The sequence below is a fragment of the Streptomyces sp. NPDC017246 genome (genome assembly GCF_044331325.1).
GTDB lineage: Bacteria > Actinomycetota > Actinomycetes > Streptomycetales > Streptomycetaceae > Streptomyces.
In genome coordinates this window covers 138884-152854 of record NZ_JBIRMW010000017.1, presented here as the reverse complement: position 1 = coordinate 152854, position 13971 = coordinate 138884, and the positions used below count along the sequence as shown (strand labels likewise).

Here is a 13971-nt window from a genome sequence, read left to right as displayed (position 1 = left end):
GGCCCCTTCGGGGCGGTTCAGACGGAGACCTTCTCCCCCTGCGGGGCGGCGGCGGCCTCGGCCGCGACGGCCTTGTCGCTCTTCATGACGAGGAGGGTGATCACACCGCCGAGGGCGGCGACGACCGCGGCGCCGATGAAGGCGGCCGAGAACCCGTCGGTGAGGGCGGGCAGGTTGCCGAGCTGGTCGGCGCCCTGGGACATGGCGACGGCGGTCAGCGCGGCGAGGCCGAGCGCGGAGCCCACGTTGTACGTGGTGTTGACGATGCCGGAGGCGAGACCGGCCTGCTCCTGCGGGGCGCCGGACATCGCGGCGATCATCGCCGGGATGTAGGCGAGGGACATGCCGAGCGCGGCGACCAGCGAGGCCGGCAGGACGTCGACGACGAAGGTGCCGGTGGGCGGGACGGCGGCGAGCCAGACCAGACCCGCGGCAAGGACGAGGAGACCGCCGCCGATGAGCGGCTTGGCGCCGAACTTCATCATGAGCCGGGCCGTGATGGCCGTCATGAAGACCATCAGGAGCACGGTCATCGGGAGCAGCGCGGCACCGGACTCGAAGGCGCCGAAGCCCAGGACCTGCTGGAGGTACAGGTTGAGGAAGTACCACATCGGGATCCAGGCGGCACCGAGCAGCGTCATCGCCAGGTTGGCCGAGCCGAGGCGCGGGACCCGCCAGACACTGAGCGGCATGAGCGGCTCGCCGATGCTCTTCTGGATCACGAAGAAGAGGACGAGGAGAGCGGCGGCGCCGATCAGCTGGAGGATCGTGCCGGTGGAGCCCCAGCCGACCTCGGGGGCGCGGACCACGGCGAAGACGGCGAGCGCGAGACCGGCGGTGACGGCGACGGCGCCGAGGACGTCGACGGAGCCGCGGCGGGATTCGACGTTCGGGAGCAGCTTGGTGGCGGCGAGGGTCGCGAGACCGATCGGGATGTAGATGATGAAGACCCACTGCCAGCTCATCCACTCGGTGAAGACACCGCCGAGGAAGACGCCCGCGGTACCGCCGGCGGGGGCGGCGGCGCCGTAGAGCGCCATCGCCTTGCCGAGCTCCTTCGGGTCGTGCATGAAGAGCATCATCAGCAGGGTCATGGCGGAGGGTGCGATGAGCGCACCGCCGACGCCCTGGACGGCGCGGCCCGCGATCTCGACCCAGGCGGTCTGCGCGGCGGCGGCCAGGACCGAGCCGGCGATCATGACGGCCCAGCCGGCGACGAAGATCTTGCGCGCCCCGACGAGGTCGGAGAGACGTCCGCCGAGGAGCAGGAGCCCGCCGAAGACGATCACGTAGGCGTTGAAGATCCACTGGAGCTCGCTCTGCGAGAAGCCCAGGTCCTTCTGCATCTCGGGGAGCGCGACCCCGATGATCGACGTGTCCATGATGACCATGAACTGTGCGGCGGCGAGCACGACAAGTGCCCACCAGCGCCGGGGATTGACGGTTGACATTGCCCTGACCCTTCGCTCGCTGCGACCCCCGAGCGGTCCCGACCGGGACTCGGGGCATACCCCTAGGGGGTACCTGTGCGCAGCACCGTAGCATACCCATGGGGGGTATGTAAGAGTGAGGGGAAAGCGCCACCGGAGACACGGGGGAAGCGAGCCTTCCGGCCCGCGCGCCGGGCAGAATGCCCTCATGACCGCCGAGGAACACCCCGAGCTGCTCCAGCGCTGGAACTCCACCCTGCACGCCGCCCGCGCCGGCCGCGAAGGCCCCGACCCCACCCCCTACGGCCACAACCTGCTGGCCCGCTGGGCCGAGCCGCAGCGCCGCTACCACACGGTCGACCACCTCCGGGCGGTCCTCACCCGCATCGACGAACTCGCCGACCAGGGCGGCGAGGGCGGGGAGTTGGAGCTCGTACGGCTCGCCGCCTGGTTCCACGACGCGGTCTACCGCCCGGAACGCTCCGAGAACGAGGAACGCTCGGCCGTCCTCGCCGAGAAGGCCCTCACCGAGGCCGGACTCACCCCGCACGAGGTCGCCGAAGTCGCCCGCCTCGTCCGCCTGACGATCACCCACGACCCGACCCCGGGCGACCTGAACGGCGAGACCCTCTGCGACGCGGACCTCGCGATCCTGGCGACCGACCCCCCTACCTATGAGAGGTATGCGGCAGCGGTCCGCGAGGAGTACGGCTTCGTCCCCGACGACGCCTTCCGCCAGGGCCGCGCGGCAGTCCTCCGCCAGCTCCTCGGACTGCCCCGCCTCTTCCGTACGCCCTACGGAGCGGCGGTCTGGGAGGAGAGGGCCCGAGAAAACCTGGAACGCGAACTCACGGAACTGACGGACACGCCCGGAACCGCGTGACGCGCAGCCGCCGTAGGCAGGGAGGACGCCCCGAACGCCGGCGCGCGCCACGTCATGCGCCACCGGCCGTAAACAGGCCCCGACCTGCACCGTCCCATATCCCGAGATCTCCGGCGAACCGGGAATGACAGGCACAAACCCCAGGTTGACGCATGTCATGCCGTCTTCCTCCGCCGAGCCCACGACACCCGCCGCCGAGCACCCCGCGCCGATCGCCGAAGCCGCCCCCACCGGCACCCGCATGCCGCTGGCCGTCTACATCCTCGGCCTGTCCGTCTTCGCACTCGGCACGAGCGAATTCATGCTCTCCGGGCTCCTCCCGCCCATCGCGGAGGACATGAACGTCTCCATCCCCAGCGCCGGGCTGCTCATCTCGGCCTTCGCCGTCGGGATGGTCGTCGGCGCACCCCTGCTCGCCGTCGCGACGCTCCGGCTCCCCCGGAAGACGACCCTCATCGCCCTCATCACCGTCTTCGGCCTCGGCCAGATAGCCGGCGCCCTCGCCCCCAGCTACGCCGTCCTCTTCGCGTCCCGCATCGTCAGCGCCCTCGCCTGCGCCGGCTTCTGGGCGGTCGGAGCGGCCGTGGCCATCGCGATGGTCCCGGTCGGCTCCCGCGCCCGGGCCATGGCGGTCATGATCGGCGGCCTGTCCATCGCCAACGTCCTCGGCGTCCCCGCCGGCGCCTTCCTCGGCGAGCACCTCGGCTGGCGCTCCGCGTTCTGGGCGGTCGGCGCCGCCTCCGCGATCGCGCTCGTCGGCGTGGTGACCCGCATCCCCCGCATCCCGCTCCCCGAGACGAAGCCCCGCCTCAAGCGGGAGATCGCCATCTACCGCGACCGCCAGGTCCTCCTCTCGGTCGCCGTCACCGCCCTCGCGGCCGGCGGTGTCTTCTGCGCCTTCTCCTACCTCGCCCCGCTGCTCACCGACGTCTCCGGGCTCGACGAGGCCTGGGTCTCGGGCGTCCTCGGACTCTTCGGCATCGGCGCCGTCGTCGGGACGGCCATCGGCGGCCGGGTCGCCGACGCCCACCTCTTCGGCGTCCTCCTCACCGGCATCGCCGCCTCCACCGTCTTCCTGGTCGCCCTGGCCCTCTTCGCGTCCAGCCCGGTCGCCACGATCGTGCTGACCTTCCTCCTCGGCGTCTCCGCCTTCTACACGGCCCCGGCGCTCAACGCCCGCATGTTCAACGTCGCCGGCGCCGCCCCCACCCTCGCGGGCGCCACCACCACCGCCGCCTTCAACCTCGGCAACACCGGCGGCCCCTGGCTCGGCGGCACCGTCATCGACGCGGGCCTCGGCTACGCCTCGACGGCCTGGGCGGGCGCCGCGATGACGGCGGTCGGCCTCGGAACGGCCGCCGTGGCCCTGAAGCTCCACACGTCCCCGTCCCGCGTGGTGACGTCCGGCACCCCGCGGACCGAGAAGGCCGTATCGTCCCGCTGACGTCCACCAGTCACCCACGGGGGGGAAACCGTGACCACCGGCACCAGCCACACCGCGACCACGAGCAGCGGCACCGCCGCGGCCATCGGCGACAGCACCACACCCACCGGCGGCCCCGCCGTCACCGTGCTCGCACGGCTCCGGGCCGCGCCCGGGCGGGAGGAGGCCGTTCGGGAACAGGCCCTCTCGCTGGTCGGCCCGACGCTCCAGGAGCCCGGCTGCCTGTCCTACCGGCCGTACGAGGACCCGCTGGAGCCCGGCTCCTGGATCGTCGTCGAGGAGTGGGTCGACCGGGAGTCCTTCGAGGCGCACCTCAGGAGCCCCCACCTCGCCGCCGCGATGGCCGCCGGGCCCGAGCTGCTCAGCGGGCCGCCGCAGGAGACCGTGCTGGTCCGCGCCGGCTGAAACCCGCTGCGTACGGTGTCGTCACCGCCGTACTGTGACGCGGTGACGACACAGATGATCATCCTCAACGGCGGTTCCAGCGCGGGGAAGTCCGGCATCGTACGGTGCCTCCAGGCCGTACTGCCCGACCCCTGGCTGGCGTTCGGGGTCGACTCCCTGATCGAGGCGATGCCCCTGAAGATGCAGAGCTCCGACGACGGCATCGAGTTCGACGCCGACGGCGGGGTGAACATCGGGGCCGAGTTCCGCGCCCTCGAAGGCGCCTGGGCCGAGGGCGTCGTCGCGATGGCCCGCGCGGGCGCCCGGATCATCGTCGACGACGTCTTCCTGAGCGGAGCCGCCGCCCAGGAACGGTGGCGGAGGTTCACCGGCGACCTGGAGGTGCTGTGGGTCGGCGTCCGGTGCGAAAGCGCCGTCGCCGAGGGCCGCGAGATCGCCCGCGGCGACCGGGTCGCGGGCATGGCCGCGAAGCAGGCGGAGACCGTGCACCAGGGCGTGGTCTACGACGTGGAGGTCGACACCACCCACGGCGAATCACTCGACTGCGCGCGCGCCATCGCCGCCCACATCGCCTGACCCGTACGCCGCACGCGTCGCCCGCCCGTACGCCTCTCGCCCTTACGCCCTTACGCCCTTACGCCTCAGGAGGCCGGTCGGCCCTTCGGGCGACGAAGGCCCGCCTCCGTGAGACGGCGCAGCAGCTCCTTGGACCCGACCTCGACCGCGCCGCCGGCCACCGCGTCGGCGTACCGCTCGGAGGGTATGTCGTAGTGGTCGCGCTCGAAGGCGCGGGGCGGGGCTCCGATCGAGGCGGCGAAGGCGTGCAGCTCCTCGAAGGAGACGTCGCTGACCAGGTGCGACCACATACGGCCGTGCCCCGGCCAGGTCGGCGGATCGATGTAGAGGGTCACTTCAGGCCGCCCACCGGTGCGACCACGACTCCCTGCTTGCCGCAGACCCAGTGCGGGTCGGGCCCCAGCTCGGGCTCCACGTCGAGGGCGTGCGGACCGCCCGTCGAGCAGACCGGGCAGAGCGGCCAGCGGCCGTACCGTTCGAGCAGGGCGTCCTGGACGTCCTGGGCGACGAGACCGGCGACGTACGTCAGGCCCTCGGGCCACTGCTCGACCCACCAGCGCCGGTGGGTCACCGCGTCCTCCACCATCGACACGACCTCGGCGGCCGCGACCTCCCGCGCCACCAGGTCGGCCATTACCAGCGCGCGAGCGGTGTGCAGCGCCTGCTCCACGGGGTCGATGTCGTCCATGGACTCATTGTCACCCGTTCGGCCCCCACCACACGAAAAAGGGCGAAGGTCCTGCCCGGATCCGGGACCGATGGGGTCTTGTCGAGCCGACGGCCCGAAAGTATCTTTCAGATGTGACCAATGACGTGAAGGAAAGTTTCATGGGCGACGCTCCCCCCGCTCCCGCCGCCCTCGCGGCCAAGGTGCGGACCCTCGCGCCGTCCATGACCCGCTCCATGCAGCGGGTCGCCGAGGCCGTCGCCGGCGACCCGGCCGGCTGCGCCGCGCTCACGGTCACCGGACTCGCCGAGCTCACCGGCACCAGCGAGGCGACCGTCGTCCGCACCGCCCGCCTCCTCGGCTACCCCGGCTACCGCGACCTGCGGCTCGCCCTCGCCGGACTCGCCGCCCAGCAGCAGTCCGGCCGCGCGCCCGCCGTCACCGCCGACATCGCCGTCGACGACCCGATCGCCGACGTCGTGGCCAAGCTCGCCTACGACGAGCAGCAGACCCTCGCCGACACCGCCGCCGGACTCGACACCGTCCAGCTCGGCGCCGCCGTCGCCGCCCTCGCCGTCGCCCGCCGCATCGACATCTACGGTGTCGGCGCCTCCGGCCTCGTCGCCCAGGACCTCGGCCAGAAACTCCTCCGCATCGGCCTGATCGCGCACGCCCACAGCGACCCGCACCTCGCCGTCACCAACGCCGTGCAGCTCCGCTCCGGCGACGTCGCCATCGCCATCACCCACTCCGGCTCGACCGGCGACGTCATAGAACCGCTCCGGGTGGCCTTCGACCACGGGGCGACCACGGTCGCGATCACCGGCCGCCCGGACGGGCCCGTCACCCAGTACGCCGACCACATCCTCACCACCTCCACCGCCCGCGAGAGCGAACTGCGCCCCGCGGCCATGTCGTCCCGCACCAGCCAACTCCTGGTCGTGGACTGTCTGTTCACCTGCGTGACGCAGCGCACGTACGAGACGGCGGCCCCTGCCCTCGCCGCCTCGTACGAAGCCCTCGCCCACCGTCACTCGCCCCGCACCCGCTGACCCTCACAGCGCGCCGCTGAGACCACAGCACCCGCTGACGACCACAGCACCGAAAGAGCCGCACGTGTCTGCTACGTACTCCGAACTCCGCGCCCAGCTGGCCACCCTCACCACCGAGGCGTTCCGTCCGGAACTGGCCGAGATCGACCAGCTCCCCACCGCCGAGATCGCCGCGCTCATGAACGGCGAGGACGCCACCGTCCCCGCCGCCGTCGCCCGGCAGCTCCCGGCCATCGCCGCCGCGATCGACGCCACCGCCGCGCGCATGGCCCGCGGCGGACGGCTCATCTACATGGGCGCGGGCACCGCCGGCCGACTCGGCGTCCTCGACGCCAGCGAGTGCCCGCCCACCTTCAACACCGACCCGAGCCGGGTCGTCGGCCTCATCGCGGGCGGCCCGTCCGCCATGGTCAAGGCCGTCGAAGGCGCCGAGGACTCCAAGGAGCTCGCGGAGCAGGACCTCACCGATCTCGGCGTCACCGCGGACGACACCGTCGTCGGCATCTCCGCCTCCGGCCGCACCCCGTACGCCATCGGCGCCGTCGAGCACGCCCGCGCACGCGGCGCGCTCACCATCGGCCTCTCCTGCAACGAGGACAGCGCGCTCGCCGCCGCCGCCGAACACGGCATCGAGGTCGTCCCCGGCCCGGAACTGCTCACCGGCTCGACCCGGCTCAAGGCGGGCACCGCCCAGAAGCTCGTCCTCAACATGATCTCGACGATCACGATGATCCGGCTCGGCAAGACCTACGGAAACCTCATGGTCGACGTCCGCGCCTCCAACGAGAAGCTCCAGGCCCGCTCGCGGCGGATCGTCGCCCTGGCCACCGGCGCCCCGGACGAGCAGATCGAGGCCGCCCTCACCGCAGCCGACGGAGAGGTGAAGACCGCCATCCTCATGATCCTCGCCGACATCGATGCCAAGACCGCCGACCAGCGCCTCACCCACTCCCAGGGACATCTGCGCGCCGCCCTGCACGCGCAGCCCTGAACCTCCCCGCCCCCGCACAGCAAGGCACCACCGCACCATGAGCACAGACGACAAGAACCGCGCCATCGCCGCCGCGATCCTCCCCCTCGTCGGCGGCGCCGAGAACATCTCCTCCGTCGCCCACTGCATGACCCGCCTCCGGCTGGGACTGCGCGACCGCTCGCTGGTCCGGGACGAGGCCCTCAAGGCCCTGCCCTCCGTGATGGGTGTGGTGGAGGACGACACGTACCAGATCGTCCTCGGCCCGGGCACCGTCGCCCGGGTGACCCCGGAGCTCGAAGCCCTGGTGGCGGCGGCCCCGAAGCCGGCCCCCACGGCGGCGGCGCACGACGCGGACGACCTGGCGGCCCAGGGCGCGGCTCTCAAGGCGGCGCGGAAGGCGAAGAACGCCACCCCGTTCAAGCTCTTCCTCCGCCGGATCGCGAACATCTTCGTCCCGCTGATCCCCGCGCTCATCGGCTGCGGCATCATCGCCGGCCTCAACGGCCTGCTGATCAACCTCGGCTGGCTGCCCGGCGTCACCCCCGCCCTCGCGGCGATGGCCAGCGGCTTCATGGCCCTGATCGCGGTCTTCGTCGGCTACAACACGGCGAAGGAGTTCGGCGGTACGGCGATCCTCGGCGGTGCGGTCGCCGCGATCATCGTCTTCCCCGGCGTCGCCAAGATCGACGCCTTCGGCCAGACCCTCTCCCCCGGCCAGGGCGGTGTGCTCGGCGCGCTCGGCGCGGCGATCCTCGCGGTGTACGTGGAGAAGTGGTGCCGCCGCTGGGTGCCGGAGGCCCTGGACGTCCTCGTCACCCCCACCCTCACCGTGCTCATCTCGGGCCTCGTCACCATCTTCGGCCTCATGTTCGTGGCCGGTGAGATCTCACAGGCCATCGGCGACTTCGCCAACTGGCTCCTCGCGAACGCCGGAGCCGGAGCCGGTCTCGTACTCGGCGGGCTCTTCCTCCCGCTCGTCATGCTGGGCCTGCACCAGGCGCTCATCCCGATCCACACCACGCTCATCGAGCAGCAGGGCTTCACGGTCCTCCTCCCCATCCTCGCGATGGCGGGCGCCGGCCAGGTCGGCGCGGCCATGGCCGTCTACCTGAAGCTCCCGCGCAACGGCTCGATCCGCCGCACCATCAAGTCCGCCCTCCCGGCCGGCTTCCTGGGCGTCGGCGAGCCCCTGATCTACGGCGTCTCGCTGCCGCTGGGCCGCCCGTTCGTCACGGCCTGCGTGGGCGGCGCGGCCGGAGGCGCGTTCGTCGGCTTCTTCAACATGCTGGGCGACAAGGTCGGCTCGACGGCGATCGGCCCGTCCGGCTGGGCGCTGTTCCCGCTCCTCGACGGCAACAACGGCCTGGGCGGGACGATCGCGATCTACGCGGGCGGGCTGCTCGTCGGCTACCTGGCCGGGTTCGTGGCCACGTACTTCTGGGGCTTCAGCAAGGAGCTCCTGGAGGAGTTCAACGTGGACACGGAGACGGAGGCGGCGGAGGTGACGGTGGCGACGGGCGGCGGCACGCCGCCGAGGAACCCGGAGACCGAGCCGGAGCCGGCCAAGGTCTGACGCATCGCGTACGGGGAAGGGCCCGGTCGGAAGGTTCCGACCGGGCCCTTCCCCGTCCCGGCTACTTGCAGAGGACGTCCTCGGCCGGCCGCACGCCCTCCGTCAGGAAGCGGGTCACCGCCCGGTCCCCGCACGCGTTCCCGTTGCCCAGGTAGACGCCGTGCCCGCCGTGGTCGACGGAGACGAGTCGCGCCCGCTCACCGAGGGCCGCGCGCATCCGCAGACCCATGGAGTACGGGGTGGAGGGGTCCCGCAGGTTCTGGATCATGAGGATGTCGGACGGTCCCCGGTCGGTGATACGGGCCGGCTTCTCGACGGCCCCGCCCTTCCAGTACGCACACGGTGTGACGTTCACCGGGAAGCCCCCCGTCAGCGGGCGCCGCACCCGGTCGGCGGCGACCGCCCGCTCGAAGCTCCGTACGGACGCCCGGGGCCAGTCGACGTCGTTGCAGATGACGCCCACGCTGACGGCGGCGGCCTCGTCGGGCATCGGGCCCGCGAGCTCGGGCGGCAGCACGGGCTCGCCGTTCGGATCGAGCGCGGCCGAGACCAGCCGGGCGAGGGGCTCGAAGGAGTTGTCGGAGTAGAGCGCCTGCTGGAGGGCCTGGAGCAGCATCGCCCCCGTCAGGGGCACGCCCGGCGTGTTCGACGGGTGCGGCTCACGGTCGAGCCGGGCGGCGAGACCGAGCACCAGGGGCCGTACGTCCTCCGCCCGTGGGGCGAGCCGCAGCCCGTCCTCAGCCCGGTCCGGGTGCGCCGCCCAGGCGGCGAAGTCGGGGAAGCGGTCCTCGGCGCCCCGCGCCATACCTTCCAGCCAGCCCCGGGCGACCCGCTTGGGATCGGGGTCGTTGCTGCTGTCGAGAACCCAGCGATCGGTGCGCCCGGGAAACTTCTCGGCGTATACGGCGGCCACGTAGGTCCCGTAGGAGACCGCCCAGGCGGACAGCTTCCGCTCGCCGAGCGCCTGGCGCAGCCGATCGAGATCGCGCACCTGATTGGCGGTGGTCAGCCCGCGCAGCATCGCGCCCCCGTTGCGGGCGCAGGCCTCGGCGATCCGCTTGGACCGGGCGATGTTCTCGTCGATCCGCCCGTCCGCACCGGGCCAGGAGCGCAGGGTCACGAGCCACCGGTCGTCCTCGGCGAGCCCGCACCGGGCCTTCGCGGAGCCGCCGATGCCACGCGGGTCGAAGGCGACCAGGTCGTAGGCCCCGTTCATCTCGTTCGCCAGGGCGGCCCCCTTCTGCGAGAGCCGCTGCACACCGGAACTGCCGGGCCCGCCGGGGATCACCATGAGCGTGCCGCGCCGCGCGTCGGGCCGCGTGCTCGGAAGGCGGGAGACGGCGAGCCGGATCTGCTCCCCGTCGGGATCGGCGTAGTCGAGGGGTACGGAGAGCTCGGCGCACCGCTGCCCGGGCAGGGGCTTCACCTTGGGGTCGCAGTCGCCCCAGGTGAGCCCGGCGGCAGCGGCGGGGGCGACCCCACCGCCGGTGAGGGCGAGCCCGGCCACGGCGGCGGCGGAGAGGGTGAGCAGCAGGGTCTTGCGACCACGGTTCGTCGTCATGGGCACAGCCTCGCGAAAGCGGACGGGCCGGCCCATCCGGCAGGCACGCGGGTCGGGGGTGGGGGCAACCCCCTTGCGGGTGGGCGGCGTTGGAGGCCCAGTAGGCGGCGGGCGCTGCTCGGGGCGGGCGTCTCCCAGGTGCTCCACCGCTCTCGGCCCCGCCCCCGACCCGACCCCGACTCCGCCCCCGCCCCCGCCCCTAACCGGAATCCCATATCCGATGGCGCCTCCCCCACCCCTGGGAGATCATCCCCGGCATGACCGTCACCACAAGCGAGACCAGCACCAAAGAAACCGGCACCCCCGCCGCCAGCGCCGCATCCACCTCCCCCTCCCCCTCCGCCGCCTCCGGCACCTGGACCCTCGGTGACCTCACCGTCAACCGCGTCGGATTCGGCGCCATGCGGCTGCCGCAGCGCGGCGAGGCCCTCGTCGAGGACGCCGTCCCGCGCGACCGCGACGAGGCGATCGCCGTGCTGCGCAAGGCCGTCGACCTCGGCGTCAACCACATCGACACCGCCGCCTTCTACTTCTCCCCGCTGCGTTCCGCCAACGAGCTGATCCGCAGCGCCCTCGGCGGTCCCTACCCCGACGACCTCCTCATCGCCACCAAGGTCGGCCCCGCGCGTGACACGACCGGTGCCTGGAGCGAGCACGCCCGGACCCCGCAGGCCCTGCGCGGTCAGGTCGAGGAGAACCTCCGCCAGCTCGGCCGCGACCACCTCGACGTGGTCAACCTCCGTATCGTCGGCACCGATTCGATCGCCGACCGCTTCGGCGCCCTCGCCGAGCTCCGCGAGGCCGGCCTCGTCCGCCATCTCGGCGTCTCCAACATCACCCCCGACCAGCTCGCCGAGGCGCAGGCCATCGCCCCCGTCGTCTGCGTGCAGAACATGTACGGGATCGGGGTCCGCCCCGAGTACGAGGACTTCGTGCGGCACTGCGGCGAGCAGGGCATCGCCTTCGTGCCCTTCTACGCCATCGCCGCCGCCGGCCGCCAGGGCGGAGCCACCGCCCCCGAGAGCCCCGAGGTCCTCGCCGTCGCCGAGGCCCACGACGCGAGTCCCGCCCAGATCCGGATCGCCTGGACCCTCCACCAGGGTCCGCATCTGCTCGCCATCCCCGGCACCGGCGACCCCGCCCACCTCGCCGCCAACGTCGCCGCCGGTGCGCTCCGGCTCACCGACGACGACCTCTCCCTCCTGAACGAACTGCACCGCCGCGAGCCTGCCTAGACTCCGTCCTCATGACGATCACTCCGAGCTCCGCTCTCGCCGCCGACCTCGCCCCCACCGGCACCCTCCGTGCCTCCGTGAACCTCGGGAACCCGGTGCTCGCGCAGGGCACCCCCGAGGCCCCGTCCGGGATCACCGTGGATCTGGCGCGGGAGATCGGGGCGCGGCTCGGGGTGCCGGTCGAGCTGCTGTGCTTCGACGCGGCGCGGAAGTCGTTCGAGGCGATGGCGGACGGCCGGGCCGATCTCTGTTTCCTCGCCGTGGATCCGGCGCGGGAGAAGGAGGTCGCGTTCACCGCCCCGTACGTCGTCATCGAGGGGGTGTACGCCGTCCCGCAGGGCTCCGCCCTCGCCACCGTCGAGGACGTGGACGCGCCCGGCGTCCGGATCGGGGTCAAGCAGGGTTCCGCGTACGACCTGTTCCTGTCCCGGTCCCTCGCGCACGCGACGGTCGTGCGCGGGGACGAGGGCGTGGACACGTTCCGGGCCGAGGGTCTTGAGGCGGGCGCGGGCATCCGCCAGCCGATGACCGCGTACGCCGCCGCTCACCCCGAAGTCCGTCTGATCGAGGGCCGGTTCATGGAGATCCCGCAGGCCGTCGGTACGACGGTGACCCGCGCGCCGGAGACCGTCGCCTTCCTCCGTGCCACCGTCGAGGAGCTGAAGGCGAACGGCTTCGTCGCGGACTCCCTCCGCCGTGCCGGGCAGGACGCCGGGCTGCTCGCCCCGTCCGCCTGACTCTCCTGGGCGGCCTCAGCCCACCACGTCCGCCGGCGTCAGCGGCTCCCCCGGGATCAGGATCCGGTCCCGGGGCCCGTACGGGACGAGCTCGTCCCACCATCTCGCCGCCGGGTCGAAGCGGGCGTACGCCACGGTGCCGGCCAGGGCGGGATCGCGGGCCCGGAGCGCGCGGAGGGCGAAGGCGGGGCCGGGCCGGAGCCGGACGATCCCGTCGACGGCGAGCGGGCCCAGCTCCGTGGACATCACCGGGCCGCTCACCGGGACGCCCACCGGGCTCCCCGCTGTCGGCGCGAACCCCTGGACCCGCCGTACCGCCTCCGCGTGGATGGCCAGGACCGTGGCCAGCGGCAGACGGAAGCAACGGCGCGCGCCCGCGCCGCGCTCGACGAGCATGCGGTACGGGACGAGACCCAGTCCGGCCTGTTCCCGCCACATCCGGGCCCAGACTCCGGCGTCGTCGTTGACGTTCCGGAGGACCGGGGACCGCGTACGCAGCGCCGCACCTGTGGCGAGCAGCCTGCCGACGGCTCGGCGGGTCGGTTCCGGGTCGAGTTCCCGGGGGTGGGAGACGTGCAGGAGCAGGGAGAGATCACGGCCGGCCCCGACGATCCGTTCGAGGACGCGGAGGAGGCCGTCGGCGGTGGCCCCGTCGGGGGCGTCGGCTTCGGCGAGGAAGCGTTCCGGGGAGTGGGTCACCGCCCTCGTGTCGATGCGGATCGTCCGTACGTGGGGACGGTCGAGGAGCGCTGAGACGTACGCGTCGAGCTGTGCGGTCCCCATGGCGAGCGGGTCCTCGCCGCCGAGGACGACGTCGGTGATCTCCGGGCGCCGGGCCAGATACGCGGCCATGGCCTCGGGTCCGCCGTCCGTCCGTCGGCGCGCCGGGTCGCCGGTGAAGCGGGGCCAGCGGAAGCAGGACGCGCAGTGGGTGGGGCAGGTGCGGCCGTGGGCGGGGAGGACGAGCAGTGTGTCCGGGTACGTGCGCCGGACGCCCGCGCCGTCCCGGCCGGCCGGGTGCGGGTCGAGCCGTTCGCGCAGGCCGTCGACGACGAGCCGTAATCGGTCCCGGTCTCCGTCCCGCAGGGTCTGTTCGACGGCGGCGAAGTCCGCGGGGGCGAGCAGGTCACGGTGGGGCATGGAGAGCCGGTAGAGGGGGTCGTCGGGGGCGCGTGACCAGTCGACGAGTTCGTCGGCGACGTGGGCCGTGACCCTGAAGGGCAGCACTCGGCCGACGACGTCGGCGTCGTGGGCGAGGGCGGGCTGCCCGGTGCGGTCGGCGATGAGTCTGCCGAGGCGGTGACCGGTGAAGACGTTCACCCGTGCCCCGCCATCGGAACGTCGGTCGTCTGCACGGTCGTTGCCTCCCGGGGGTCGGTGCGGCACGCACCTCCGGACGATGATGGGGAGCGCGGCCCGGGCCGCCAATGGCGCT

The 13971-nt window shown here is 72.8% G+C and carries 14 protein-coding genes; 9 read left to right on the top strand and 5 right to left on the bottom strand.

Annotated elements, in window-relative coordinates:
* Positions 1-17: 17 nt before the first annotated feature.
* Positions 18-1451, bottom strand: coding sequence for an MFS transporter (locus tag ACH4MY_RS31820; RefSeq protein WP_398007363.1), 1434 nt, complete (start codon positions 1449-1451; stop codon positions 18-20).
* Between the two features lie 187 nt (positions 1452-1638).
* Between ACH4MY_RS31820 and ACH4MY_RS31815 the strand changes: the two genes are divergently transcribed.
* The 4 genes from ACH4MY_RS31815 to cpt all read left to right on the top strand — a co-directional run bounded on the left by ACH4MY_RS31815 (position 1639) and on the right by cpt (position 4738).
* Complete coding sequence (locus ACH4MY_RS31815; protein ID WP_398007361.1) at positions 1639-2313, top strand: hypothetical protein; 675 nt, start codon at positions 1639-1641, stop codon at positions 2311-2313.
* A gap of 241 nt (positions 2314-2554) precedes the next feature.
* Positions 2555-3757 (top strand): Cmx/CmrA family chloramphenicol efflux MFS transporter, encoded by a 1203-nt coding sequence (locus ACH4MY_RS31810; RefSeq protein ID WP_398007438.1) that lies wholly within the window; start codon positions 2555-2557, stop codon positions 3755-3757.
* A gap of 30 nt (positions 3758-3787) precedes the next feature.
* Positions 3788-4162 (top strand): putative quinol monooxygenase, encoded by a 375-nt coding sequence (locus ACH4MY_RS31805; protein ID WP_398007359.1) that lies wholly within the window; start codon positions 3788-3790, stop codon positions 4160-4162.
* Positions 4163-4216: 54 nt separating this feature from the next.
* Positions 4217-4738, top strand: a complete 522-nt coding sequence (gene cpt / locus ACH4MY_RS31800) for a chloramphenicol phosphotransferase CPT (protein WP_398007437.1) — start codon at positions 4217-4219, stop codon at positions 4736-4738.
* A gap of 65 nt (positions 4739-4803) precedes the next feature.
* Here the strand turns inward: cpt and ACH4MY_RS31795 are convergent, their stop codons facing one another.
* Positions 4804-5073 carry a DUF4031 domain-containing protein gene (locus tag ACH4MY_RS31795; RefSeq protein ID WP_398007357.1) on the bottom strand — a complete coding sequence of 90 codons (270 nt, stop codon included), beginning with the start codon at positions 5071-5073 and terminating at the stop codon, positions 4804-4806.
* Positions 5070-5426 carry a hypothetical protein gene (locus tag ACH4MY_RS31790; protein WP_398007355.1) on the bottom strand — a complete coding sequence of 119 codons (357 nt, stop codon included), beginning with the start codon at positions 5424-5426 and terminating at the stop codon, positions 5070-5072. The genes ACH4MY_RS31795 and ACH4MY_RS31790 overlap by 4 nt, the downstream gene beginning before the upstream one ends.
* Before the next feature lie 113 nt (positions 5427-5539).
* Between ACH4MY_RS31790 and ACH4MY_RS31785 the strand changes: the two genes are divergently transcribed.
* The 3 genes from ACH4MY_RS31785 to ACH4MY_RS31775 all read left to right on the top strand — a co-directional run bounded on the left by ACH4MY_RS31785 (position 5540) and on the right by ACH4MY_RS31775 (position 9003).
* Entirely contained in the window at positions 5540-6457 is a 918-nt protein-coding gene (locus tag ACH4MY_RS31785; protein ID WP_398007353.1) for a MurR/RpiR family transcriptional regulator, read from the top strand.
* Between the two features lie 64 nt (positions 6458-6521).
* Positions 6522-7448: an N-acetylmuramic acid 6-phosphate etherase gene (gene murQ / locus ACH4MY_RS31780; protein ID WP_398007351.1), complete on the top strand. Its 927-nt coding sequence runs from the start codon at positions 6522-6524 to the stop codon at positions 7446-7448.
* A gap of 37 nt (positions 7449-7485) precedes the next feature.
* Entirely contained in the window at positions 7486-9003 is a 1518-nt protein-coding gene (locus ACH4MY_RS31775; protein WP_398007349.1) for a PTS transporter subunit EIIC, read from the top strand.
* 61 nt (positions 9004-9064) lie between these two features.
* Here the strand turns inward: ACH4MY_RS31775 and ACH4MY_RS31770 are convergent, their stop codons facing one another.
* Complete coding sequence (locus tag ACH4MY_RS31770) at positions 9065-10564, bottom strand: alpha/beta fold hydrolase (protein ID WP_398007347.1); 1500 nt, start codon at positions 10562-10564, stop codon at positions 9065-9067.
* 257 nt (positions 10565-10821) lie between these two features.
* On the opposite strand from ACH4MY_RS31770, the gene ACH4MY_RS31765 reads away from it, so the two are divergent.
* Together ACH4MY_RS31765 and ACH4MY_RS31760 are read left to right on the top strand one after the other, a co-directional pair.
* Positions 10822-11799, top strand: a complete 978-nt coding sequence (locus ACH4MY_RS31765; protein WP_398007345.1) for an oxidoreductase — start codon at positions 10822-10824, stop codon at positions 11797-11799.
* 11 nt (positions 11800-11810) lie between these two features.
* The gene (locus tag ACH4MY_RS31760) at positions 11811-12536 is read left to right on the top strand and encodes a transporter substrate-binding domain-containing protein (RefSeq protein WP_398007343.1); all 726 of its coding nucleotides are present in this window, start codon (positions 11811-11813) and stop codon (positions 12534-12536) included.
* 15 nt (positions 12537-12551) lie between these two features.
* Here ACH4MY_RS31760 and ACH4MY_RS31755 read toward each other — a convergent pair whose 3' ends face one another.
* Positions 12552-13856: a KamA family radical SAM protein gene (locus ACH4MY_RS31755; protein ID WP_398007342.1), complete on the bottom strand. Its 1305-nt coding sequence runs from the start codon at positions 13854-13856 to the stop codon at positions 12552-12554.
* Positions 13857-13971 lie beyond the last annotated feature (115 nt).

Coding starts and splice junctions, on each gene's coding strand:
- ACH4MY_RS31820 (WP_398007363.1), bottom strand. CDS start 1,451: ATGTCAACCGTCAATCCCCGGCGCTGGTGGGCACTTGTCGTGCTCGCC.
- ACH4MY_RS31815 (WP_398007361.1), top strand. CDS start 1,639: ATGACCGCCGAGGAACACCCCGAGCTGCTCCAGCGCTGGAACTCCACC.
- ACH4MY_RS31810 (WP_398007438.1), top strand. CDS start 2,555: ATGCCGCTGGCCGTCTACATCCTCGGCCTGTCCGTCTTCGCACTCGGC.
- cpt (WP_398007437.1), top strand. CDS start 4,217: ATGATCATCCTCAACGGCGGTTCCAGCGCGGGGAAGTCCGGCATCGTA.
- ACH4MY_RS31790 (WP_398007355.1), bottom strand. CDS start 5,426: ATGGACGACATCGACCCCGTGGAGCAGGCGCTGCACACCGCTCGCGCG.
- ACH4MY_RS31775 (WP_398007349.1), top strand. CDS start 7,486: ATGAGCACAGACGACAAGAACCGCGCCATCGCCGCCGCGATCCTCCCC.
- ACH4MY_RS31770 (WP_398007347.1), bottom strand. CDS start 10,564: ATGACGACGAACCGTGGTCGCAAGACCCTGCTGCTCACCCTCTCCGCC.
- ACH4MY_RS31765 (WP_398007345.1), top strand. CDS start 10,822: ATGACCGTCACCACAAGCGAGACCAGCACCAAAGAAACCGGCACCCCC.
- ACH4MY_RS31760 (WP_398007343.1), top strand. CDS start 11,811: ATGACGATCACTCCGAGCTCCGCTCTCGCCGCCGACCTCGCCCCCACC.